At 32.5% G+C, this 25,550-nt stretch carries 23 protein-coding genes; 3 read left to right on the forward strand and 20 right to left on the reverse strand.

Features of this window, described 5'->3' with window-relative positions; translation table 11 throughout:
• The 18 genes from ABDW27_RS09910 to ABDW27_RS09995 all read right to left on the reverse strand — a co-directional run bounded on the left by ABDW27_RS09910 (position 1) and on the right by ABDW27_RS09995 (position 22,769).
• The gene (locus tag ABDW27_RS09910; RefSeq protein ID WP_343695753.1) at positions 1-2,025 is read right to left on the reverse strand and encodes a DUF3857 domain-containing protein; all 2,025 of its coding nucleotides are present in this window, start codon (positions 2,023-2,025) and stop codon (positions 1-3) included.
• A gap of 20 nt (positions 2,026-2,045) precedes the next feature.
• On the reverse strand, positions 2,046-3,953 hold the full coding sequence (locus tag ABDW27_RS09915; RefSeq protein WP_343695754.1) for a DUF3857 domain-containing protein: 1,908 nt from the start codon (positions 3,951-3,953) through the stop codon (positions 2,046-2,048).
• A gap of 65 nt (positions 3,954-4,018) precedes the next feature.
• Entirely contained in the window at positions 4,019-4,471 is a 453-nt protein-coding gene (dtd, locus tag ABDW27_RS09920) for a D-aminoacyl-tRNA deacylase (RefSeq protein ID WP_343695755.1), read from the reverse strand.
• Between the two features lie 124 nt (positions 4,472-4,595).
• Positions 4,596-5,573, reverse strand: a complete 978-nt coding sequence (gene rsgA, locus ABDW27_RS09925) for a ribosome small subunit-dependent GTPase A (RefSeq protein ID WP_343695756.1) — start codon at positions 5,571-5,573, stop codon at positions 4,596-4,598.
• A 137-nt stretch (positions 5,574-5,710) separates the two neighbouring features.
• A complete protein-coding gene (locus tag ABDW27_RS09930; RefSeq protein WP_343695757.1) occupies positions 5,711-9,070 on the reverse strand; it encodes a VIT domain-containing protein in 3,360 nt (1,119 codons plus the stop codon).
• A 324-nt stretch (positions 9,071-9,394) separates the two neighbouring features.
• Positions 9,395-10,477 (reverse strand): bifunctional 3-deoxy-7-phosphoheptulonate synthase/chorismate mutase type II, encoded by a 1,083-nt coding sequence (locus tag ABDW27_RS09935; RefSeq protein WP_343695758.1) that lies wholly within the window; start codon positions 10,475-10,477, stop codon positions 9,395-9,397.
• A gap of 12 nt (positions 10,478-10,489) precedes the next feature.
• A complete protein-coding gene (locus ABDW27_RS09940; protein WP_343695759.1) occupies positions 10,490-11,350 on the reverse strand; it encodes a prephenate dehydrogenase in 861 nt (286 codons plus the stop codon).
• Between the two features lie 131 nt (positions 11,351-11,481).
• Positions 11,482-12,627 (reverse strand): aminotransferase class I/II-fold pyridoxal phosphate-dependent enzyme, encoded by a 1,146-nt coding sequence (locus ABDW27_RS09945; protein WP_111376515.1) that lies wholly within the window; start codon positions 12,625-12,627, stop codon positions 11,482-11,484.
• An 84-nt stretch (positions 12,628-12,711) separates the two neighbouring features.
• Entirely contained in the window at positions 12,712-13,539 is an 828-nt protein-coding gene (locus tag ABDW27_RS09950; protein WP_008465027.1) for a prephenate dehydratase, read from the reverse strand.
• 499 nt (positions 13,540-14,038) lie between these two features.
• On the reverse strand, positions 14,039-15,202 hold the full coding sequence (locus ABDW27_RS09955; protein ID WP_343695760.1) for a DUF1501 domain-containing protein: 1,164 nt from the start codon (positions 15,200-15,202) through the stop codon (positions 14,039-14,041).
• A gap of 12 nt (positions 15,203-15,214) precedes the next feature.
• Positions 15,215-16,612 carry a DUF1800 domain-containing protein gene (locus ABDW27_RS09960; RefSeq protein ID WP_343695761.1) on the reverse strand — a complete coding sequence of 466 codons (1,398 nt, stop codon included), beginning with the start codon at positions 16,610-16,612 and terminating at the stop codon, positions 15,215-15,217.
• Between the two features lie 240 nt (positions 16,613-16,852).
• Complete coding sequence (locus ABDW27_RS09965; RefSeq protein WP_343695762.1) at positions 16,853-17,125, reverse strand: hypothetical protein; 273 nt, start codon at positions 17,123-17,125, stop codon at positions 16,853-16,855.
• 8 nt (positions 17,126-17,133) lie between these two features.
• On the reverse strand, positions 17,134-17,433 hold the full coding sequence (locus ABDW27_RS09970; RefSeq protein WP_343695763.1) for a helix-turn-helix transcriptional regulator: 300 nt from the start codon (positions 17,431-17,433) through the stop codon (positions 17,134-17,136).
• Positions 17,423-17,770: a type II toxin-antitoxin system RelE/ParE family toxin gene (locus ABDW27_RS09975; protein WP_343695764.1), complete on the reverse strand. Its 348-nt coding sequence runs from the start codon at positions 17,768-17,770 to the stop codon at positions 17,423-17,425. The genes ABDW27_RS09970 and ABDW27_RS09975 overlap by 11 nt, the downstream gene beginning before the upstream one ends.
• Before the next feature lie 74 nt (positions 17,771-17,844).
• Positions 17,845-18,096 (reverse strand): histidine kinase, encoded by a 252-nt coding sequence (locus tag ABDW27_RS09980; protein ID WP_343695765.1) that lies wholly within the window; start codon positions 18,094-18,096, stop codon positions 17,845-17,847.
• A gap of 129 nt (positions 18,097-18,225) precedes the next feature.
• Entirely contained in the window at positions 18,226-20,619 is a 2,394-nt protein-coding gene (locus ABDW27_RS09985) for a ribonucleoside-diphosphate reductase subunit alpha (protein ID WP_343695766.1), read from the reverse strand.
• A 265-nt stretch (positions 20,620-20,884) separates the two neighbouring features.
• The gene (locus ABDW27_RS09990; protein WP_057122279.1) at positions 20,885-21,862 is read right to left on the reverse strand and encodes a ribonucleotide-diphosphate reductase subunit beta; all 978 of its coding nucleotides are present in this window, start codon (positions 21,860-21,862) and stop codon (positions 20,885-20,887) included.
• 337 nt (positions 21,863-22,199) lie between these two features.
• Entirely contained in the window at positions 22,200-22,769 is a 570-nt protein-coding gene (locus tag ABDW27_RS09995; RefSeq protein WP_260671614.1) for a DUF3109 family protein, read from the reverse strand.
• A 390-nt stretch (positions 22,770-23,159) separates the two neighbouring features.
• Here ABDW27_RS09995 and ABDW27_RS10000 point away from each other — a divergent pair, with 390 nt between their 5' ends.
• The 3 genes from ABDW27_RS10000 (at position 23,160) to ABDW27_RS10010 (ending at position 24,653) form a co-directional block, all read left to right on the forward strand.
• Positions 23,160-23,738, forward strand: a complete 579-nt coding sequence (locus ABDW27_RS10000; protein WP_073415877.1) for a MarC family protein — start codon at positions 23,160-23,162, stop codon at positions 23,736-23,738.
• 105 nt (positions 23,739-23,843) lie between these two features.
• On the forward strand, positions 23,844-24,044 hold the full coding sequence (locus ABDW27_RS10005) for a hypothetical protein (protein ID WP_343695767.1): 201 nt from the start codon (positions 23,844-23,846) through the stop codon (positions 24,042-24,044).
• A gap of 3 nt (positions 24,045-24,047) precedes the next feature.
• Positions 24,048-24,653: an FAD-dependent oxidoreductase gene (locus tag ABDW27_RS10010; RefSeq protein WP_343695768.1), complete on the forward strand. Its 606-nt coding sequence runs from the start codon at positions 24,048-24,050 to the stop codon at positions 24,651-24,653.
• A gap of 108 nt (positions 24,654-24,761) precedes the next feature.
• On the opposite strand, the gene ABDW27_RS10015 is transcribed toward ABDW27_RS10010, so the two are convergent.
• Both ABDW27_RS10015 and ABDW27_RS10020 read right to left on the reverse strand, forming a co-directional pair.
• Positions 24,762-25,079 carry a hypothetical protein gene (locus tag ABDW27_RS10015; protein WP_343695769.1) on the reverse strand — a complete coding sequence of 106 codons (318 nt, stop codon included), beginning with the start codon at positions 25,077-25,079 and terminating at the stop codon, positions 24,762-24,764.
• 90 nt (positions 25,080-25,169) lie between these two features.
• Entirely contained in the window at positions 25,170-25,535 is a 366-nt protein-coding gene (locus ABDW27_RS10020; RefSeq protein WP_343695770.1) for a nuclear transport factor 2 family protein, read from the reverse strand.
• Positions 25,536-25,550 lie beyond the last annotated feature (15 nt).

Consider the following 25,550-nt stretch of genomic DNA (forward strand, 5'->3'; position numbering starts at 1 on the left):
TTATATTCTTTTTAAAATTATTTTTTCAGTTTCTTTAGCTACCATTGCTTTATAATAATCTTTTAGCATTTCGTATTTTTCAGAAGATACTATAGCCTCATTTATTTGGTGCAAAATTGACAATTGCAATACATTCGCATTTACAGCAATATTGAATTTAAAAGTTCCTAAATTATCTTGCATACTAACAACGGCAGGAGCTGGTAAAGTTTCTACTGTATAACCATCTGGAATTTGTATCGTTATATTATATTTGTCAGCAAATGGATAACTAAAATCTACAGGATACTCTCTTATTTCCTGAGTAAATGGGTTTTTATTTTTGGTAAAAAACAACATTGGATTTACATAAATTTTTCCACCAATTACTTCACATAAATTTGTTCCTGTAAAAGAATATGTTTCTACGATTGGCTGCAGAACATCTTTTTCATTTGTTTTAGAATATTCACTGATTTCGATTTTATTATTTGCGTTTTCAAGTTTTTCCAGATACTCTTCTTCCTTCTGATTATTGATATTACCTCTAGTAATCATGGCGTTATAATCTGTAGATTGTCTTCTTGTTTTTCCTGTAACTTTACCTTCGGCATCAATGCTGTAAGTCATAAAAACATTATCATTAGACACTTTTTCAGGCATTAAATTTATTTCTTCAGATGTTCCGTCTTTTCGTATTAATCTACCTGACCAGTTTAAAACTCTTAGCGGTAATATATTTGGAGCTGAAAGTTTTTCAGAGGCATCTAATAAAATATATCCATTTGGAGTTTCTACTGCTGCAATTACATAATTAAATGCTGTTCTATTTGGAAATAAAGCAATTCCGTTAGAACGCGTACTAACTAATACAGGATTTGCTGTTAGTCCAGAATAGCGTAACATAGCAGTAAGCATTAAATTAATATCGGCAATATTTCCAGTCTTTTCTTTATAAGCTTTTTTAACTCCGCTCTCACAGTTATAACCATTATAATTATTCCATTTTACATTAGATTTTACATGGTTAAAAATAACCCAGATTTTTTCCTCCGGTGTACTGGTTCCTTCTAATAGTTTTTTTACATCATCTTCAAAATAACCTGTTTTATTTAATTCGGGTCCAAAATCTTCATAATCATAAATTGTTTTTACTACAGAATTCCAATCTGTAGAAAGCTGTTTTATTGGTTTATTTGGAAATTTTGTCATTGACAATTCATGCCCTACTGAAGACGTATAATTATCAATATTATTAACATAAGCTTCGTCTTTCATGGCAGGAAAATCTTCAGCAATGTAAATCGTCTGAGTTTCCATATATTCTATTTTATCCTGATAAAATTCTGTTTTGGTAGCTCCTCCTCCAAAGCCTCCGGTATTGTATCTTTCTTTAGAATTTATGATAAAAGATTTATTATTTTTTTCAGAAGTTACTTTAGGAAAAACATATCCTTTTTGTGCTGGAGTAAAAACAAAATATTCAGGAACATATGTTTTAAACTCTGAATAATTCACTGGAATACTAGTTTGAAAATCCCAATCACGAATTAAAACGTCAGGACTTTTAATGGTATATTTAAATTCAATAACAGATCCTTCTTTAACATTTGGCATCGTCATTTTTTTCTTGCTTCGGTATTTATTGATTACTTCATCAAATATTCCATCGCTCTTTAACTTTGTGCTTTCAATTTTACCATTAGTTAAATTATATGTTACAGCATCACTAATTGATACCTTCTCTCTGAAATTAGTTCCGTAATAATACCATACTTCCTGATTAGCCCAGTCATAACCTTCTTTCTTATAAATTTTAATACGGGTTTCAACATCCATAACAGTTATGAAACCATCGTTTTGATCATAATCAATTCTCGCTTTTCCTCTTTTATAAAGAATAGCTGCTGAGGCAGATGAATCTTTTGGATGTACTTTTTGTTCCAATTCTGAAATTGAAACTTTTCCTAATTTAAACTCCTGAGCTGTTATTTTTGCAAAACACAGCATCAGAAATAAGAAAACAAATAATCTGGTAATTTTCATTATTTTATTTTTGATTTTGGTTAGTTTTTGTTTAATATAATTTTAGCGTTGTCGTTTCTTGACACTTGTTCCATAAACAAACGATATTCATCGTATTCCTTATTTGAATATTTTCCTTTGTTTAAAAACATCGAACGCTTATAAATTAATTTGTTATTGTCTTTTTTGATAACTTCTGTTTTGTATTCTCCAAATTTTCCTTTCAGCTCATAGTTTGAAGGCAGAAACTCGATAGAAAAACCGTCAGGAAGATTAATCTCTATTTCATCTGTATCTAAATAGCCGCGCTGAATTTGAAATGGACTTTTACGGTTTCTTATACGCTTTATATTATCTGAATTTTGATTAAAAGCATCTATAGCAAAAATCATTTTGTTTCCCGAAAGCGTTCCATAATTTGATGCATTGACCTGAACATCTTCGATAAAACGAATATTTTCTTTGTCGTTTGTGAAAGTTATTTTACCTAATTTCAAATTATTGATATTATCCCAATAATCTTTGTAATGTTCTTCTTTTTCATTTGGCTGCATACTTTCAACACGAGATTTTGATGCATATTGACTTCCTTGTGATGTTATTTTTAAAGCTCCTGAAAAATTTCCGGCGGCATCAATTGTATAAATTCCCTTCTCATCTTGAGTATTTCCTTTGTCGTCATAAATTTTAGTACGAACGATTTCTCCTCCTTCTGGTTTTACAACTAAAACATCGCGGTCATCAGTAAAAACTCCCTGATATCCAAAAGGGTCATCCTGACTAGTACACTCCAACCAGATATAATCATTTCCATTTGGAATGGCCAATATCATATGATTTCCCTGCATAGAAACAAAATCTGACTGAATATCCAACTTATAACGATCTCCGTATAAAATAGTATTGTAAGATGGAACATCTACAACATCTAAAAGGGCTCTTGTGTAATTTGATAATGCTTTACAATCTCCATATCCTAAACGATCTACATCACTTGCAAACATGGGTTTCCATCCTCCAATACCAACAGCTATATTGACATATCGGGATTTTTTCTGAACATAATCATAAATAATTTTTGCTTTCTTGACTGGATCTTTTTCGTTTCCAACGAGTGCTTTTATTTTTGCTTTGGTTTCTTCTGGTAAAACTGTAGTTCCGGTCAGAATTTTATCTCCGTACCATTTTCCAAATGCTTCCCATGTAGTAGCTTTACCATCAACCCCTTCTAAATGAAAATTTTCTAATCCCATCATAACTTTAGGGAAAAGATCTCCAGAAGACGGACTAAGGTATTCTTGTTTTTGAGCGACAATATTTGTGGCCAAATAACTTAATTGGGTATCTGTATCGGTTGTTTTTTTAATATTGAAATCTGCAAATCGAAATTCTTTCTTTTTAAAACCCAATTCTTTAGGAAAAGTAACATTCAAAACACATTTCTCAACACTTTGATAATAATTCCCTAAGAAATACCATTGTGGTATAAATGCTGTATTAGATGTTTCAGTCTCGCATGTATAAACAACTGTAAAAGGATAAGAGATTGGAGTATAATCTAAGTAAACCACTCTGTTATCTGAGAATAAAGTACTACCGCTAACAGCACTTTGGTCTCTAAAGTCTTTTCTTTTGATTTTTTTTATTTCTTTTCCAAATGCATCATAAATTACAGCTTCTATATTTTTAATTGAAGTGGTTTTGTCATAATGTTCATAAGCATCAACATCATTTAAACCTTTGTCATTTAAAACAGAAACAACTCTTTGTTTTTTGACATTCATACTTCTTTGGGAAGCAATGATAATATCCATTTGATCTAGTCGAACAACAGCATTCGAATTTTCTTTAAGACTATCAGGAATAGATAATGTAGAATAATCAAGCTTCTGAGCAGAAGAAATAAGGGAAAATAAGAAAAAAAATATCCCGTAAAAGGTAGATTTCATTGGTTAGTAATTTCGCCAAATATATATTATTTTTAGAAATTCTTAACATTTGTTGAGTTGATTTTTTACTCTTTATTTTTACTGTCTATAACTATCGTAACTGGACCGTCATTTAAGAGATTTACTTTCATATCGGCACCAAAAATTCCGGTTTGTATTTTTTTACCAAACTCTTTTTCTAAGGCTTTTACGAAATTTTCATACATCGGAATTGCAAATTCTGGTTTTGATGCTTTTATATAAGATGGACGATTTCCTTTTTTGGTTGATGCGTGAAGTGTAAATTGGCTTACGACAATAATTTCTCCATCGATATCCTGAACCGAGCAGTTCATAACATCATTTTCGTCACCAAAAATTCTCATTTTAATAATTTTCCCAGCAAGCCAGTCAATGTCTTCCTGAGTATCGGCATCTTCAATTCCAACTAAAACTAATAATCCTTTTTGTATGTCTGCTGTTTTTTGACCATCAACGGTTACTGATGCTTCGGAAACTCTTTGAATTACAACTTTCATTTTTACTTTATTTTTTTGCCACAGATTATATGGATTAAAAGATTTTAAATCCTGCAATTAGATGCACTGCAGTGCATCTCTACAATATAATTAAATTGGGATTTGGAATTTTTGAATTGAATTTTTATTTCCTTGTTTCATCACTCGCAGCACGATCTTCCCCATAAATATCGGTACGGTAATGCTCTTCATCACCTTCTAAGATTTTAAGATAACTATTGTAACGCGACCATGCAATTTCGTCTTTTTCTAAAGCTGCTTTAATAGCACAATGTGGTTCTTCTTTATGCAGGCAGTTGTTAAATTTACATTGATCCTGAAGTCTGAAAAATTCCGGAAAATAATGACTGATTTCTGATGGTTCCATATCAACAATTCCGAAACCTTTAATTCCCGGAGTATCGATAATTCTGGCATCAAAAGACAAATCATACATTTCGGCGAAAGTCGTAGTATGCTGGCCTTGTTTGCTTTGTTCTGAAATTACAGTTGTTTTTAAATGAAGACTTGGCTCTAAAGCATTGACCAAAGTTGATTTTCCAACTCCGGAATGTCCTGAAAACATGCTTACTTTTCCAATCATCATTTCTTTTAGTTTATCAATTCCTTTGTTTTCTGTGGAAGAAATTCGAAGGCATTTATATCCAATTTCAGTATAAATATGCTGTAAATACAACTGATCGTCTAAAGTCTGATCATTTAGTGTATCAATTTTATTGAAAATAAGAATCGCTTCAATTCCGTAAGCTTCGGCGGTAACTAAAAAACGATCAATAAAACTTGTAGTTGTTGGTGGATTATCAATTGTAACTAATAAAAAAACCTGATCGATATTCGAAGCAATAATATGAATCTGTTTCGACAAGTTAACCGATTTACGAACGATATAGTTTTTTCTTTCATGAATGTTGTGAATCATTCCCGTTACTGCATCTGAAGTTTCTTCAAGTTCATAATCGACTATATCGCCTACAGCAATAGGATTGGTACTTTTTATTCCTTTAATTCTAAATTTCCCTTTCATACGGCATTCCACAAAATCGCCTTTTTCAGATTTTACGGTATACCAGCTTCCTGTAGATTTATAAACGGTTCCTGTCATTCAAATTTTAGATTTCTGATTTTAGAATTTAGATTGCTCTTAAAACTAAAATATTAAAAGGCAAAATTACGTTTTTAGAATTGAACAACGCAACTTCGCCTTTTAAATTTGAAATCTCTAATTTGAATTCGTAAATTTTACCAGATTATTTCGGCTAAAACCTCATTTTCTTTAATTTTCCCTAACTGAATTGTTTTTAAAGTTCTGGATGTTTTTCCTGCTTTTGTTGTATAAATTTCAACCATAATTGTTGCCGGGCCATTTTCAGTTAATTCTGTTTCTCCAAAATAATTGCTTTTAATTTGGTATTTACCTTTCGCAGCATTTCTGATGATATATTGTTCTGGTCCGTAACCTTCGGTAAAATCTTTTGAAAACCTGCCTCCAATTGCTGTTGAAGTATGACTGTAATAACATTCTTCGCCAGTTGGTTCAATTACGTGTAAATCTAAATCTACATCCATTTGATTCCAGTTCATGATAATTCTAATATCAACAGGCATTTTTGCCATATATTTTTTATTTAGTTTTCCTGTTTTTAAACCTGAATGTGCTGTCATCAATCGGTTAATATCCATTAAAATAATATCCTCAACACCTTCATACTGCCCGTCCATTTCTCCATAATAATTTACTTCAAGTGCTTTAATTAATTGATCAAAAGCTTCCTGATATTTTCCGGCATCTTCCAATGTCAATGCATAATCTCTTAAACTCTGTGGTTCATGCTCTCTCCATTTTGCCACTTGTTTTGCAGTGAATAAAGCATCATCATAATCTTTCCATTGGCGTAAAGTATAAGTCAGAGTTTTATAAAGTTGATGATTTTCTAAACCTAAATCAGCAATATTACTGATTACCAGCAATGCTTTTTTAACATCACCCTGATTATAAAAGAAATGTGCTACATCAAAATAAAAACTCGGATTTCTTTCCTGCACTTTTCTCAATTCAAAATACAAATCGTATTGTTTTTCTTTTGGTGCTTTTGCTAAAGCTTTTAAATATAATCTATCTGGATTCCAGTTTTTATCTTCATTTTTAGAATCAAAACTCAAGGTATCAGTAACAGAATAATTTAAAGATAAATCTCTTTCATTTGCAGATTTAATTTCGACTCCAGCTACTTTACCGGCAAGCGATTGTGAAATAGTAAGTCCCGCTACAGTTGTTTCTTGCGGAACAAAAGAAACAGATCTTTGAATATTATTATTTTCTCTTACTTCTTCACTCGCTACTTTTTTATCTTTTATATCTTCAATTACCTCTTGGACAGGTCCGGCTCCAATAGGTTCATCTACTGTTAATACGGCATCTGCATCTCCTTTAGAGATTCCATAACCAATAGTAACAACCTCTTGTAACGTATTTGAATTTTCTCTCAAGTTTACTGTAACCATATTATTTCTGCCCACGTTTACCTGAGTAGATTCAGCTCCAATAAAACTAATTTCAAGTTCGCTGTTTTCTGGAGCTTGTATAGTAAATTTACCATCAAAATCTGTCTGGACCCCAGTTGTTGTTCCTTTTACAACAACATTTGCACCAGGCAATGGTTGACCTGTTTGATCTAATATAACGCCTGAAACAAATCCTTCTACAACATTTGTGCTTCTTTGCAAAACTGGTCCAGCAACATTATTATTTGATCTTTGTATATTGCTTTTTTTAGATTTTGCCACTTTTTTAGGACCAGAATACTTAATATTCTTTTTCCACCAAACATCTAATCCTTTAAAATAGCTATCTATACTTTCCCAATTACTTCTTTGCTGAGCCAGTGAAGTATCGTGTTCTTGTTTTTTAATTCTGTCAAATTCTTCACGTAATTCTGCCGGCGGAATAATATCGTATGAAATATAATCACGGATGGTTTCTAAAACGATTAAAGAAGTGTTCTTAGTAACGATTCCGAATTTCTTTCCTAAAAGTTCAATTTCATCAGCATTTTTAGTGTATTCAAATTCTAGATTTGCGATTTTTTTCTGTGCCCAAAGTTTTTCTACATTAATATCATTGGTATTTTGAACCGTTCCATCAAGTGTAATTTTTCTTTCTAAAACAGCTTCATTATTATAGCTAAACAATAAAGTAATTTCATTTTTTGGATTTAAAGAAATTCCTGAAAAACTAAAATTTCCAGAAACAGAAGTTCCTTCCATCGGAAACAAATCCGTAACCGTTAAATTCTCTTTTATTCCTAAAAACTTCAAACTTGTATTGACTAATTTATCCAAAGCCGATTCGATTTTCAGCTGATTCAAATTGATAAAATTACCACCAGTCTGCATTGATGAATAGTTCAGAAAAGCAAAATCTGCAGAAACCGAAGAGGTAATCGTATAAACTGATTTTTTAGTTTTTGGCAGAAGGTTTTCACTTAAAGATGATAATCCATCTGTAAAAAATAAATATTCATCCTGACCTGAAAAATTCAATTGTGAAAAACGAGTTCCGCCATCATATTTTGCTTTTTCTAAAGCGGCTTTTAATTCTGACCAATTGCCGTTTGAAATACTATACTCCTGTTGTTTCTCGAAAGTATAATTCAAAAAGTAAAGCGTAACTTTTGTTTTTTTTATTTTCTGAAAATAAGCATCCAATAAAGCCAGTTCTTTTTTCAAATCACGGTTTTGACAGCTTAACGAATTATCCCAAATTAAACCAATCGATATTGGTGTTTTTTTAGTTGTTTTGTTTCCTTCAACAAAAGTATTTCCATAAAAATAATGCTGACCACCAACATCCTGCATTACAACACTCGGAATATTTTGCTGTATCGGAATTTTAAGCACTATTTTTTCTGATGGCTGATAATTTTCTTTTTTAATGGATGCCTGAAAAGCCTGATTCCATTTTGAAAATGAAATTTCGTTACCTGAATTTTCAGTAACAGTTGGTGCTGTTGAAGTTCCTAAAACTGAAACGTTAATTTCAAACTGATCTATTTTTTTCGGAAAACGACTCACCAATTGATACGCAAGATTATCTTTATCAAAAGCAGAAAGTTCTTCTTCATAACCAATAACAACAGTTCTTTCGCCATTTGGCATTAATGGATAAATTCTGGTTCTGAAATTATTCCCGTCTACTTTTTCTAATAATCCCGGATCAACACGACGATGTTCGATTGCCTCAAAAACTTGTTTTCCTTTATTTTTGTTTACAGGAACTGCTTCTCTTAACTTCCCATTTATATCAATCGCATACCTAGAAACCGAAACATTTTCCGGTAACGGAAAAATAAGTTCTGCCTCCATTTGACGGTTTCCTGAATTAAAAAAATGCATTTCGGCAGTTGTGTAAGCGATATTACCAACGACTTTTACATTTACAATAAGTTTATTCATTCTCACTTTTTCAGCTTCTTCTCCTTTCACGTTTAATTCAGGACTTTGTGCTAAAGTTTTTATTCCGATAAACAAGAAGAAGAAAAGCAGTACATTCAAATTCATTTGAAAAATTACCGGCGCAAACGAAAACAATTTTAATTTCATGATACAAAAATTAAGGTTCATATTGTTATAGAGAACAAAAAAGATAAAAAGGTTGGGAAGATAATTATTTTTTATCTGTGAAATCTGCAGGCGATTAATTTTTTCTTAGATTTTACAGATGAGCATATTTATTTTTCATCTATACTTCAAATCAAAACATTGATAATCAGTTTAATTTTTAATAAAAAAATCCCCAAAGCCCGAAGACAATGGAGATTTAATATAAAAAAACAATCTACTTTTAAATGTGTGATATAATAAAACTCAATATCAGTTTTTTAACTAAACTCAAATTAACTTATATCACTTATATTTTAAAGAAAATTATGCATTGAAAATTTTCTCTTGGTGTCCAATACTTTCTTGGTGAATCGCTTTGAACATTCTTAAAACGAATTCTTCAGTAAGACCTTTTTTCTCACCTTCCAAAATCATTTTCCCTAAGATTTCGTTCCAACGGTTGTTTTGAAGAATTGCAACGTTTGCATCTTTTTTCACCTGACCAATTTCGTCAGCAACTTTCATACGTTTTCCTAATAACTCTAACAAGTTAGCGTCCAAAACATCGATGTTAGCTCTTAATTTAGTCATTTTTTGGCTGTACTCATCTGTAGTATCATCCGTTTTTCTAATAGTCAAATCTTTGATGATTTGTTTCAAAGAATCTGGAGTTACTTGCTGAGCAGCATCAGACCAGGCATTGTCTGGATCGTAGTGCGTTTCGATAATCATACCATCGTAGTTCAAATCTAAAGCCTCTTGAGTTACTTCAAAAATCATATTACGGTTTCCTGTAATGTGAGATGGATCGATAATTAATGGTAAATCAGGGAATTTATTTTGCAATTCGATAGCAATCTGCCATTCTGGAATGTTTCTGTATTTTGTTTTTTCGTAAGTAGAGAAACCTCTGTGGATAACTCCTAATTTCTCGATTCCAGCCATGTGTAAACGCTCAACACCACCTAACCATAAAGCTAAATCTGGGTTTACAGGGTTTTTAACCAAAACGATTTTATCAGTTCCTTTTAAAGTATCAGCAATTTCCTGAACTGCAAATGGGTTTGCAGTTGTACGAGCACCAACCCATAAAACGTCGATATCATGTTCTAAAGCTAATTTACAGTGAGCCGCAGTCGCAACTTCAGTTCCCATTAATAAACCTGTTTCAGCTTTTGCTTTTTGTAACCATTTTAATCCAATTTCTCCAACACCTTCAAATCCTCCTGGACGCGTTCTTGGTTTCCAGATTCCCGCTCTGAAAACACTTACTTTTGAATCTTTTAATTCGTGAGCAATTTTCAATACTTGATCTTCAGTTTCTGCACTACAAGGTCCAGCTATCACAAGTGGGTGATTTAAATTGAAATCTTCTAACCACTTTCTCATTTCTTTCTTATTTTCCATTTTAATTTTAATTTATTTTTTAGTTGTTGTTAATCCGTTTAGTATTTCTTTTATTTTATTTGTGCTTTCCATTTCTTCAAAAATGGCATTGTAATCTTCTTCTTTTAACAAATCTCTAAACCGACTGAGATTTGAAATATATTCTTCTAATGTTTCCAGAACGTGTTCTTTATTCTGCTTAAAAATCGGTGTCCACATTGCCGGCGAACTTTTTGCCAAACGAACGGTACTTTCAAATCCACTTCCCGCCATGTCAAAAATATCCTGCTCGTCTTTTTCTTTGTTCATTACCGTTTTTCCGAGCATAAACGAACTAATGTGCGATAAATGCGAAACATAAGCAATGTGTTTGTCGTGCGAAGTCGGATCCATATATCGAATCCTCATTCCGATTGAAGTAAAAAGATTCAGTGCTTTTTCCTGTAATTTAAAAGCAGTCTTTTCGACTTCACATATAATGTTTGTTTTTCCTTGAAACAAACCTCTTATAGCTGCCGATGGTCCAGAAAATTCTGTTCCCGCAATTGGGTGCGTGGCAATAAAATTTCTTCTTTTCGGGTGATTGGCTACAGCTTCGCAAATTGGCTTTTTCGTCGAACCTACTTCAAAAACAATCGTTTTATCTCCTACCTCATCCAAAACTTTAGGCAAAACCGTCAACGCTACATCTACCGGAACCGAAACAATTACAAAATCGGCTTTTTGTAAATCTTCGAAGCTTCCTGCTTCGTCGATAACTCCCAAATCAATTGCCTGCTGCAAATGCTGTTCGTTACTATCGATTCCTAAAATAGTCGCATCAGGATAACGTCCTTTGATGTCTAACACCATTGAACCACCTATTAACCCTATTCCTATTACGTATACTTTCATACTTTCTCTTTAATTTCCAATTTTAAAATTCCAAATTCCAACCTTATTTAACCGCAATCCCGATAGCTATCGGGAGTAAAGGATTTACGCAAGGTTCGCAAGTCTGAAATCTAAAATCTGCATTCTAAAATCTAAAATCGATCTATCGCTTCCTGTACTTTTTCTTCTTTTACACAAAGTGAGAATCTGATATATCCTTCGCCGTTGCTTCCGAAAATGGTTCCCGGTGTAATGAAAATATGTTTCTCATATAATATTTCGTCAATGAACTTTTCTGCTGATTCAATTCCTTCTGGAAGTTTTGCCCAGACAAAAAGCCCAACTCCTTCTTTATATACTTTACAGTTTAACTTTTCAGCTAACTTCTCCGTTAATTCTCTACGACGTCTGTAAATTTTGTTTTGGTCTTCGAACCATGATTTATCACATTTTAACGCCGCGATTGCACCTTTTTGAATTCCGTAATACATTCCGCTGTCCATGTTGCTTTTTACTTTTAGAACTGCATCGATAATTTCAGGATTTCCTAAAACCATTCCGACTCTCCAGCCTGCCATGTTGAATGTTTTACTTAACGAATTCAATTCTAAAGCTACATCTTTCGCTCCTTCAACCTGCAATAAACTCATCGGATTATCATTCAAAACAAAACTATACGGATTGTCGTTGATCAATAATATGTTGTGTTTTTTAGCAAATGCTACCAATTTTTCAAATAACGCTAAACTTCCTCTCGCTCCTGTTGGCATGTGCGGATAACCCAGCCACATAATTTTTACTTTCGAAAGATCTAATTTTTCTAAAGCTTCAAAATCAGGTTCCCATCCATTTTCTTCTTTCAAATCGTAATAAACCGGAACTGCCTGAACCAAATTGGTTACCGAAGTATAAGTTGGATAACCTGGATTCGGAATCAAAACGTGATCGCCTTCATTTAAAAATGCTAACGAAATGTGCATAATTCCTTCTTTTGAACCCATCAGAGGTAAAATCTCATTATTCGGATTCACTTCAACACCAAACTGATCACGATAAAAATCTGCCATCGCCTGTCTCATTTCTGGCAATCCCTGATAGCTTTGATAGCCATGCCCATTTTCGTCTTGAATTGCCGCAGCTACTGCTTCAATTACTGCTTTTGACGGACTCAAATCAGGGCTTCCAATTCCCATGTTGATTATCGATTTTCCTTCAGACATCAACTGACGAACTTCTCTCAATTTTGATGAGAAGTAGTATTCTTCAACTGTGTCTAATCGTTTTGCTGTTGTAATCATTTTTTTTTCTGCTTTAGGCTTTAAGCGGTAAGCTTTAGGCTTTTTTTTTAACTTCTAACTTTTAACTAATAACTCTTAACTAAATTAAGGTCTAGTATTTTTATATTCTCCCAAAACTTTAAAATATTCTGCCATGATGTTTAATAACGTTTTGGCTTTTGCAAAATCTTCATATTTCTCGAATGTTACGTCTACAAAAAATGAATATTTCCAAGGCGTTTCAATTTTTGGAAGCGACTGGATTTTTGTCAAATTCAGTTTACAGTCGCTCATTACATTTAAAACCGCTGCTAAGCTTCCTCTTTTATGATCTAATTCAAATTTTACAGATGCTCTGTTGATTTCGCTTTCTGGCAAAAATGAATTTTGCTTTTTGATGATTACGAAACGAGTCATATTGTTTTTGATCGTTTGAATCGATGATGCAATAATATCCAGATCATACATTTCAGCTGCCGTTTCACTTGCAATTGCTGCAATTCCAGTTAATTGTTTTTCCTGAATTCTTCTTGCTGTTTCAGCTGTATCTTTATCCTCAACCAATTTGATATTTGGATATTGTTTCAAAAAATCCATACACTGCAAAAGTGCCATTGGATGCGAATGAACTTCTTTGATATCTTCAATTTTCTGACCTTTTAAAGCCATTAAATTTTGCTGAATGTTTAAATAATGCTCTCCGATTATATGTAAATTATTCTTGTCGATCAAAGCATAATTCGGAATAATTGGCCCTGCAATTGAATTTTCGATCGCCATAACGGCCTGATCAGATTTTCCGGCAATAAGGCTGTCGATCAATTCTTCAAAAGACAAACACTCATCAATATCCACATTTTCAGAGAAATACTCTTTCACAACCTGATGATGAAATGATCCTTTTATACCTTGTATTGCAATTTTCGTTGTCATATAGTCAAAAAAAAATCCTGATTTGCATCAGGATTGTATATTAGTTTTATTTGTCTTAAATTTTATCTCAAATAACCATAGCACAATCCTGACTTCTACTAAAGAAGAAATAAAAATTGTTGCTAAAATAAAAACGGTTACTTGCCATTTTGTTTGTGTTTTGTTTTAAATTCTCTGCGAATGTATAAATTATTTTTAGTGCACCAAAAAAAAGATTGCATTTTATGAAACAAAAAAGGATTTCTTAACAAATTTAGCAGGTTTTGTATGATAATATAAAAAAAACGGCTTAAAATGAGAATATTAAAATGAGATTCTAAGATGCTAAGTTGCTGAGATGCTAAGTTTTTTTTCGCCACGACCCGAGCGATAGCGAATAGGCGAAGCAATTCACGAATTATTGCAAATCTTTATAAATATTTAATTCAAATTTCACAGATTTTAAAAATAAAAATTCGTGAATTGCTTCGCCTATTCGCTATCGCTCGGGTCGTGGCTATTAAAACAATCCAGAAACAGGTCTATTCGTAATCCCAATTTTAGCATAATCAAAATTCATTTTCTCTTTTAATAAAGAAGCATACACACTTCTAAAATCTATTTCATATTTTAAATCGCCATTATCTAAGTCTGCGAGATTTGGATTTTTACCTAAAATTGTGCCTTTGTTATTTCCTCCAATGATAAACATTGGCGCTGCAGTTCCGTGATCGGTTCCATTGCCGTTGTCTTTTACTCTTCGTCCAAATTCTGAAAAAACTACAATTGTGACATTCTGCAATAATTGTGACTGTTTTAAATCAGAATAAAAACTATATAAAGAGTCATTTAAATCAGTCAATTTTCGTTCATGAATCGAAAGCTGATTATCGTGCGTATCAAATCCGCCGAGCGATGTGTAATATACTTTTGAGTTTAAGTTTCCTTTTATTAATCTCGCAATCCATTCCAAGTTTTTAGATAATTCGGTTTTTGGATAACTGATTTCGGTTTTAGATTTTGCCAAAGCTTTCTGAATTTCATCAGAACCTTCGGCAACCGAATTGGCAATTTTTCGAACAAAATCCAAATGCGGATTCTGAGATAAAGTCACATTTTCTTCTTTTGATTTGACTTTAAATCGATTCGGATCTTTTACCGTTATAAAATTAGGTTCAACGCCTTTTAGAGCTAAATTATCAATCGAATCTAAATTTATTCCTGCCGTTGCTTGATGACCGTTGCATTGCAAATCCAGAAATCTTCCGAGCCAGCCTTCATTTATATATTTATTTGAATCAGTTGCCGTTTGCCAAATTTCCTGACTTCTAAAATGGGAACGAATTGGTTCAGGATAACCCACATTTTGAATTACCGTTAAATCTCCGTTTTGCTGCATTTGTGCAAAATCTTTCAACGAAGGATGAAATGCCATTCCTTTATTTTTCCCAATAACAGCATCTTTATTTAAAGCAATTTTCGTTCGCAAATCATAATATAATGGATCATCGTATGGAATAAAAGTATTCAATCCGTCGTTTCCTCCATTCAATTGCAAAAAAACAACACATTGTTCTCCAACAACTAAATTCTGTTGTGTTCCAAAAGCATGTAGAAAATCGGGAAGCACAAGCAATCCACCTGTGAAAGTTCCCGTCAATGTTAGAAAGTTTCTTCTGTTCATAATTACTGCCTTTTAGATTAATTGATATTCTGGAAGTTTTGTGATGTAATTAAAAAGTCTGACCACAGCAAAATCGGCGTGCGGGTCTTTGGGATCAAAATCATACTTCAGAAGATTTTCCATATCTTTTTGAGCCGAATCGCTAACGGTAAATAATAATCGGTCTGACAATTCAGAAATGATGGTTTTGTTATTTCCATCCGAATCAAAAGCGACTTTTATGGCAACTTTTTCATATTCTGATTTTTCTTTTTCAACTCCGTTTATCATCGTTTTCAAAACTCTTCGATTGAGACTTTTTCCACTGCATAATAAATCGGCTGTATTGTTTCTTTGAAGATAAATCTGCGAAGTCAGCAAAGAATTTCCACCATCCCAGCCTTTTACATTCACCTGATTGTACAAATCCATTCCCTGCTGTTTTATAAATGCCATAATTACAGCATCGTTAACATTCCCCATCTGCAATTCGTCGCAAAGCTGTAAAATATAAACCAACGGATTTTTGATTTTATTTCCAGAATTTTCTTTTTTAAATTCTTCGATAAAAATCTTAGTCAGTAAAGGCTGAATTTCGAATTTTTCTTTTCGGAAATAATCGCCGTAATAAACTACTAAATCTTCGGGAGGATTATCATAAATAAACCATTTCAGAATTTTTCTTGTAATGAGATACGGAATGTTTTTTTGCTCGAAAATAATATCAACCAAATCATCTGCTTTCCAGTTTCCGGTTTTTCCGAAATAAGTTTTATTGCTGTTGTCTTCGATATTTTTTCTGTAAACCGCTCCATCATCACCAATATTTAAACCAGCTAAAGCTTTTGCACCGTTTTTAATATCGTCTTCGGTATAATTTCCGATTCCGATAGTGAATAGTTCGAGTAATTCGCGACTTAAGTTTTCGTTGACTTTCCCTTTTTTGTTATCGCCATTGTCTAAATACCGAACCATTGCATTTGATTTCAGAATCTGTTTAGTTAATTCTTTAAAATTACCAAAAGCATTTTCGCGTAAAATCATATTGTGCTGATAAATCCAGTAATTGATTTTTACTTTTTGAGAAGTGGAAACAAAATGATTGTGCCAAAAACAAACCATGCTTTCACGCAATGGAAATTCATCGTTTCGCATTTTTGCAATCCACCATTTTTTGAATTCGGCAGTCGCTTGATTTTCTTTTTTCTGAATTTCCTTTTTGGTTTCGGGTTCTGAAGTTTTGATTATTTCCCGAACTTGTTTCAACTCTAATGTAGTTTTAGGCTGATCTTGCAGAAAGTCTGGAAGTACTTTATCGAATTTTGAATTATAAGATTGCTTTAGAAATTTTTCTAAGCCGAGTTTTTCAATTTTTGAAGCTTGTTTTCCTGAAAAACCTAAACGTAAGGACCAAAGACTGCTTTTTTTCATCGTTCAGAAATTATTACAATAAGACTCGATTCTTTTTAAAAGGTTTAAAAAGAGAAGATTCTGAGTTACTTAGTTACTAAGATGCTAAGTTTTAAAAGTCTTTGGTAATATTAGAACGGAGAAATTTTGGGGATATTGTTTTAACAACATTGAACCATCATGATCAAATATAGCCCGTGGTTTCAACCACGGGAAACGGGTTGTGGAAATCCATTGTGTTCCTGTGGTTGAAACCACGGGTTATACTATTAAAAATTCATCTATGAATTCTTTGTTTTCATTAACATAAAGAAAATAGTTCCCAGTCTTTTTTTCATCTTTGGAAAGTTCTAATTTGATTTCAATACAAGGAGTCGTAATAAAGTTATGATCAATTAAAATTGAAATTGATTTTGAAACAATATTATCAAATTCAATATCTTGATACTCCTCTGAATTTATATTATGAAAATATTCCAAAGCGAGATTGTAAAACTCTTTTTTATTATGAAATGCTCTTTCTAATAAATGCATTATTTTAATTATAATTTAATTGAAAGTTCTAAGTGTCCTCCCAATCCAAGCTCTACAATTTTTTGAAGTGTCGAAAATTTGACTTCTTTTACGTTATTCTCAATCTTAGAAATATATGATTTTGTCGTTCCCACTTTTACTGCAAGTTCTTCCTGAGTCATTCCTTTTTGAAGCCTAGCCTCTTGAAGTAACACTCCAATTTTAAAATTTTCATAACCCGCTTCTAGTTCATCACGTTTTGGTGTTCCGATTTTCCCATAATGTTGCTCTTTAAACTCTTCTAAAGTTGTTAGATTCTTATCTTTCATTTTCATACTCCTTTTTAATTTTTAAAGCTTTTTTAATTTCTTTCTTTGGTGTTTTTTGAGTTTTCTTTTGAAATCCATTAGCCAATACAACTAATTTTCCCTCATCAAAAAAACAAAAAATTCTAAAAATGTCATTTCCTTGTTGTATTCTAATTTCATAAAGTCCATCTGTGTTTTCAATATATTTCAAATACGTTTCAGGAATCCTATCGAGATCTTCAATTAAATCAATCGTCCAAACAATTTTTTGTTGAACTTTTTCTTTTTGCTTAACAAAAAACTCATTAAAATAATTTTTAAAAAAAATAACAGTTCTAATCTTTTGATTATTACTCATAAAATACAAATGTATAAAAGTTGTACCAAAGTACAACTTGTTAATCCTAAAAACATTTAAAACAATTAAACTTCCTATCTATTTGCAATATCTCGTAACACATCAGTAATAGTTATTGAATTGCTTCCTTCATAACCCAATGCAATAGCTATAGCCTCTAGCGCGCTCGGATGTTTATCTGATGAACTAACTGCCAATCCATTTTCTAAAATTTGATTTCTTTGTATTTGAATCGCTAATGATAAAATTTCAAAATCTGATAGTTTTGAATATTCTTCTTTTAATTGTTTTGCAATTCGATTATAATTTTCAATTTCTAATTTCATTTTATTTGTACTATTTTTACTATTAAAAAAATCAAATATAAAACAAAAAAAGCAGCTATCATTACAATAACTGCTTTTCATATTTTAAAAATCTATAATCTAAAATCTAAAATCTACAATCTAAAATCATTAAGACCCACACATCTCACAATCCTCAGGATCTGCCGCTTGTGCTTTTAAAAGCATAGCTTTATAATCCTCAACACTGATTGCTTCAGTTTCCTGAACTAAAGATGGAGCTGTTTCTTCTTTTTTATCGTTATTTAATGTGAATTTAATCGCATCTACAGCCGCTTTTGTTCTTAGGTAGTACATACCGGTTTTTAAACCAGATTGCCAAGCGTAGAAGTGCATTGACGTTAGTTTTGAATAGTTTGCATCTTGCATGAACAAGTTTAACGATTGAGACTGGTCAATGAAATATCCTCTTTGACGAGACATATCAATAATATCTTTCATCGACATTTCCCAAACTGTTTTGTAAAGATCTTTTAAGTCTTGCGGAATAATATCAATATTTTGAACAGATCCGTTATGACGCATAATTTCTTGTTTCAATGACTCGTTCCATAAACCTAATTTTACTAAGTCTTCTAGTAAATGTTTGTTTACTACGATGAACTCTCCAGACAATACACGACGTGTGTAAATGTTTGATGTATATGGTTCGAAAGCTTCGTTGTTTCCTAAGATTTGAGAAGTTGAAGCTGTTGGCATTGGCGCAACTAATAATGAGTTACGAACTCCATGTTCCATAACTTCTTTTCTTAATGAAGCCCAGTCCCAACGACCAGATAATTCTTCATCTTTCATTCCCCACATATTGTGTTGAAATTCTCCTTGTGACATTGGAGAACCTTCGAAAGTTGAATATGGCCCTTCTTCTTTTGCCATTTCCATAGAAGCGGTTACAGCAGCGAAGTATAAAGTTTCGAAAATCTCCTGGTTTAATTTTTTAGCTTCGTCACTTGTAAACGGCATACGTAACATAATGAATGCATCTGCTAAACCTTGAACACCTAAACCTACCGGACGGTGACGCATATTAGAGTTTTCTGCTTCTTTTACTGGATAGTAATTTCTGTCGATTACTTTGTTTAAGTTACGAGTTACACGTTTTGTAACGTTGTAAAGCGCTTCGTGATCAAATTTTCCGTTTTCGATGAACATTGGCAACGAAATAGAAGCCAGGTTACAAACTGCAATTTCATCTTTAGAAGTAAACTCCATAATCTCTGTACACAAGTTTGAAGAACGAATAGTTCCTAAATTCTTGTGGTTCGATTTACGGTTTGCTGCATCTTTATACAACATATATGGCGTTCCAGTCTCGATTTGCGATTCTAGGATTTTCTCCCATAATTCACGAGCGCGGATTGTTTTTCTTCCTTTTCCTCTAAATTCATAATCCGTATATAATGCTTCGAATTCTTCTCCGTAAACATCATATAATCCCGGACATTCATTTGGACACATTAAAGTCCAAGTTGAATCTTCCTGAACACGTTTCATGAACAAATCTGAAGTCCACATTGCGAAGAATAAATCTCTCGCACGCATTTCTTCTTTTCCTGTATTTTTCTTTAAGTCCAGGAATTCGAATATATCGGCATGCCAAGTTTCAATATAGATAGCAAAGCTTCCTTTACGTTTTCCACCACCTTGATCTACGTAACGAGCAGTATCATTGAACACTCTCAACATCGGAACAATTCCGTTTGAAGTTCCGTTTGTACCACGAATATAAGATCCTGTAGCACGTACGTTATGAATAGAAAGTCCGATCCCTCCTGCTGATTGCGAGATTTTTGCTGTTTGTTTTAATGTATCGTAAATACCGTCAATACTATCGTCCTGCATTGCCAAAAGGAAACAAGAAGACATTTGAGGTTTTGGAGTTCCTGCATTAAACAACGTTGGTGTTGCGTGCGTAAAGAACTTTTTAGACATTAAATCGTACGTTTCAATTACTGATTTTAAATCATCTAAGTGAATACCAACAGAAACACGCATTAACATGTGCTGCGGACGCTCTACAATTTTTCCGTTTATTTTAAGAAGATAAGAACGCTCTAAGGTTTTAAAACCAAAATAATCGTAATTAAAATCTCTTGTATAAATGATATGCGAATCTAAAAAAGCAGCATTTTCCTGAATCACTTTGTAAACGTCATCAGCAATTAATGGTGCGTCCTGACCATTTCTTGGATTTACGTAGTGATACATGTCTTTCATCGTTTCTGAGAAAGATTTTTTTGTATTAGAATGTAAATTAGAAATTGCCACACGAGCTGCTAATTGTGCATAATCTGGATGTGCAATTGTCATAGATGCCGCAGTCTCTGCTGCCAGATTATCTAATTCAGAAGTAGAAACTCCATCATACAATCCCTCGATAACTCTCATCGCTACCTTAACCGGATCTACAAGCTCATTCAAGCCGTAACACAATTTTTTGATTCTCTCTGTAATCTTATCAAACATTACAGGCTCTCTGTGTCCATCTCTTTTTACTACATACATAAGCTTATTTTTTTAGTTATTGAATAAATGAAAGTAACTAGAAAACGAATTCCAGTACTTAAACATTGCGTGTTTTAAAATTATTTTTTGAGAATTACAGAATTCTCAATAGTTGTCCTTTCCCAATTTGAATATCAAACCGAAAAGCTGTTAAAATTGCTATTAAATCTCCGATTTGGGTGATAAGAGATTTAACCTAAAATGTTCTGTAAAATTAATTCGGGCTTTAGATAAAATTATCCCGAATTAAAAAAATGCTGTTGTTCTAAAAATCTGCGTCAAATGAAATTTTTTGAGCATCGCTGTCTGTGTTCATAACACCTGATTTTTGATACTCGGCAACACGTTTTTCAAAGAAATTAGTTTTTCCCTGAAGAGAAATCATGTCCATGAAATCGAATGGATTTGCTGATCCGTATACACGCTCGCAGCCTAATTCAACCAAAAGTCTATCGGCAACAAACTCTAAATACTGCGTCATTAACGCTGCGTTCATACCAATTAAACTTACCGGAAGAGATTCGGTTACAAACTGTCTTTCGATATCTAATGCATCAACAATAATTTCTTTAATTCTGTCTTTTGGTACTTTGTTTACCAAATGGTGATTATGCAAGTGAACTGCAAAATCACAATGCACGCCTTCGTCGCGGGAAATCAACTCATTAGAAAAAGTTAAACCTGGCATTAATCCACGTTTTTTCAACCAATAAATTGAACAGAAAGCACCTGAAAAAAAGATTCCTTCAACGGCAGCAAAAGCAATAAGTCTTTCAGCAAACGAATCAGACTCGATCCATTTTAAAGCCCATTCTCCTTTTTTAGCAATCGCAGGAAAAACTTCCAAAGCATTAAACAATTCCGTTTTCTCAGCTTCGTCTTTCACATAAGTATCAATCAATAAAGAATAAGTTTCACTGTGAATGTTTTCCATCATAATTTGGAAACCATAGAAAAACTTCGCTTCAGCATATTGAACTTCGTTTACAAAGTTCTCAGCAAGATTTTCGTTTACGATTCCGTCAGAAGCAGCAAAGAATGCTAAAATATGTTTAATGAAATATCTTTCGTCATCATTAAGCTTGTTGTTCCAATCTGTCAAATCCTGGTGCAAATCAATTTCTTCAGCAGTCCAGAAACTAGCTTCCATTTTTTTATACCATTCCCAAATATCATGATGTTTGATAGGAAAAATTACGAAACGATTTTTATTTTCTTGTAAGATTGGTTCTACTTGCGACATGACAAATTTTGTTAATTTTTTGTACTAAATTTTTACTAATTCAGTAGACTACAAAGATTGTCATTTAGTGCCAAAAATGAAAGTCAAACTTATTCACAATTTGCCGTAGTTTTTAACAACAGGCTAAAATTGAAAAATTTTTCATACAATAATTAAATTACTGAAAATGAAAGAATTAAACCAAACAATTACACCTTGAAGCCCCGTAAAATATAGACTTTTTAATATAAAAAGCAAGAATTTTTAATTTGTTTTAAAAAGTTTTTTTTGAGTCAAAACTTTGTTTTTCTGAGTTAAAACACACCGTTTAAAAAAGGTATTTTTTACACTTTAGTTTTTAAGAATTTTTAAGTTCTTCTGCTACCTTTTCAAGTTCAAGATACCAGTCTTCTCCAAAACGACGAATCAAAGCTTCTTTCACAAATTTGTATACCGGAACCTCTAATTCTTTTCCTAAAGAACAAGCATCATCACAAATGTCCCACTTATCGTAATTTACGGCAGCAAATTCTGTGAAGTCTTTTACACGAATTGGATATAAATGACAAGAAACTGGTTTTTTCCAATCTACGATTCCTTCATTGTAAGCTTGCTCGATTCCACAAAGCGCGGTTTTTCCATCAAAAATAACGTAAGCACAATCTTTATTATCGATCAGCGGCGTTTCAAGATCGCCGTCGGTTCCTTTTACCCAGGTTCCCTGAGCTTCGATTGCAGCAATTCCTTCTTTTCTTAAAAAAGGTTTTACTTTTGGATAAATTTCTTCTAAGATTTTAGTTTCAGCCTCATTCAAAGGCGCACCCGCATCTCCATCAACACAACAAGCCCCTTTACAAGCAGACAAGTTGCACACAAATTCTTTTTCCAGAATGTCTTCTGAAACAATAGTTTTTCCTAACTGAAACATGATTTTAAAATACTCTTATTTATAAAGTGCAAAGATAGTCAAAGAAAATAGATATATTTTTATTCTTTTTTCACGCAGATTTGGCAGATTTTAGCAGATAATAAAAAGTTTTATTTAAGGCAAAATAAACCTTTAACAATTATCAAAAAATTAAAAATCTGCTCAAATCTGCTCAAATCTGCCAAATCTGCGTGAAAAATTTTTATACGATCCAAAAAAAATCATTTGAGTGGCCTTTGAATTAGCATTTTAAACCACCAATTGTTATAAATATCACTTTTTTAACCATTAAACCATGTTTTTATAACAAAAATGAATTATACAGAAAAAACACCTAACTTTATTAATTACTTTTGCAGCAGTTTTTTAAATCCTTAAAATCAAAGCGATATGTTAGAAATAGACTTTAAAGAAATCATTACAGTAAGTATGGTACTTTTTGCCGTAATCGATATTGTAGGTTCGATTCCTATTATCGTAAACCTAAGAGCAAAAGTGGGACATATTGATTCTGAAAAAGCTTCGATTGTTGCTGGAGCTATTATGATTGTTTTTCTTTTTGTTGGAGAAGGATTATTGAATCTTATCGGTATTGATGTTCATTCGTTTGCCGTTGCCGGATCTTTTGTATTGTTCTTTTTAGCTTTGGAAATGATTTTAGGAATCCGTATTTATCGTGATGAAGAACCAGGATCAGCCTCAATTGTTCCTTTAGCATTTCCTTTAATTGCCGGAGCGGGAACTATGACTACTTTACTTTCCCTTAGATCACAGTTTCATACTATTAATATAATCATCGCAATTTTACTTAATATTATATTGGTTTATGTTGTTTTAAAATCTTCTAAAAAGATCGAAAATTTACTAGGAGAAAACGGACTTGGCGTGGTTCGCAAGACATTTGGAGTGATACTTTTAGCAATTGCTGTTAAATTATTCGCCGCTAATGTTAAAGGTTTGTTTGTCTAAGATTTATTTTTATACTTTTACCCCCATTAAATTTATAAAATACAACTTTAAGTCATTTTTTATTAAAGTTTTACTTTGATATTTTTATACAAACAAACAACCAATATGAAAATCTTCACTTCAATCTTAGTGCTTTTAGCATTAGCTTTAATTGTTTTTAATATTACGCTATTAGACTTTTCACATCCTTTTCAAGGTGATAGTATGGTAGCTTTTATTGGAATCGCAGCTTCGTTTTGCGCCGTATTGATTCTTTTGATTTTTAGAATTTCAAAAAGAATTGAAGAAAAAACAAACGGCAGATAATTTATGTTTGACGTTTTAATTATCGGCGGAGGCGTATCGGGCATTTCTTGTGCCCTGGTCTTAGGATCTGCTAAAAAGAAAGCTTTTGTTACCGACAAAAAAATCGGAATTTTTACACATCAGAAAAACTCTTCTTTACAAGAAGCAATTTTCTACAATGCTTATGGCATTACCCCAGGTAAGCTTGGTTCTGAATTACTTACAGAAAGCACTCAGGATTTAGCAACATCTTATCCTCATATTGAGCAGATTACAAATGAAAAAGTAATAAAAGTTGAAGGTTCTTTTCCTTCGTTTACTGTTATTACAAACAAAAACTCATACCAAACTAAAAACATTGTCATCGGGATTGGCTCTGCTAATACTTTTGACATCGAAGGTTTGATGCAATATATTGAACCGCATAAAAAAGCACTTCCGGAGAAACAGCGTATTCAGCTAAAAAATGAAGATCATAAAGTTACTGACGGTATTTACGTTATTGGAACTTTAGCCGGCTGGAGAAGTCAGCTTGCGATTGCTGCAGGAAGCGGTGCCGCTGTTGCCACAGATATTCTTACTTTATGGAATAACGGAACACAGACTCACTCGCACGACAGCATTCGATAAATTATAAAACATTTAAACCATATAAGTTATAAGTTCATATTATACTTTTCGTATAGAATTAAATGAACTTATATAACTTATATGGTTTATTTTATTTTTGTGTGATGTTTATTTCACCGAAAGAATCTGTATTACTTTGATATGATTTTCTTCTTCGGTTTTCCAGAATTCTCCTTTTACTGAAACCACATCTCCAATTTTTACTTGTTTGTAGTTTTGAGGTCCGCCAACGTTTACAATACTAATTGTTGCAAAATATACTCCTTTTTCATCAGTATTAATTTTTGCTGTGTAACCATCTTTTCCTGATTCGACCGATTCTACTTTTCCAGAAACTGTTCTAATATTGTTTTCTTTCATAGTTTTACAAGAAATTATAAAAGTCATTAAAACTACAACTAAACTTATTTTTTTTAGATTTTTCATATTTTGAATATTTAACCGCAAAGTACGCTAAGAATTACGCAGAGTTCGCTAAGTTTTGTTTTATGTTACTATTAAATTTTCAAACAAAATTTATGCCAGCTGAATGCAGCTTCCGGCAATAACTTTTAAATTATCATTTAATTTTTTCCAGACTCTGATGTATTTAAAAACGCCATTGACAGGATTATTGTCGTAAGTTCCTTTTAATGAAACGGTAACAGCAACTACAGCCGAATCATCAATTATATTAATATTTTGATCAGAAGCTTCAAGAGAATCAATTTTCATTATTCCGGAACGATAAACGTTTAGATCAAACTCCTTTGTAATGGTTTGTCCGTCTGGCATGTTAAAAAGCAAATCATCATGAAGCATTTGTTCCAAAAGGTCAACATCAGCGTTTTTAATTGCGGTTAAAAGTTCAATCTCGGCATTTACAATTAAATCTTTTTCCATCAACTTAAAATTTTA

The organism is Flavobacterium sp. (genome assembly GCF_039595935.1).
GTDB lineage: Bacteria > Bacteroidota > Bacteroidia > Flavobacteriales > Flavobacteriaceae > Flavobacterium.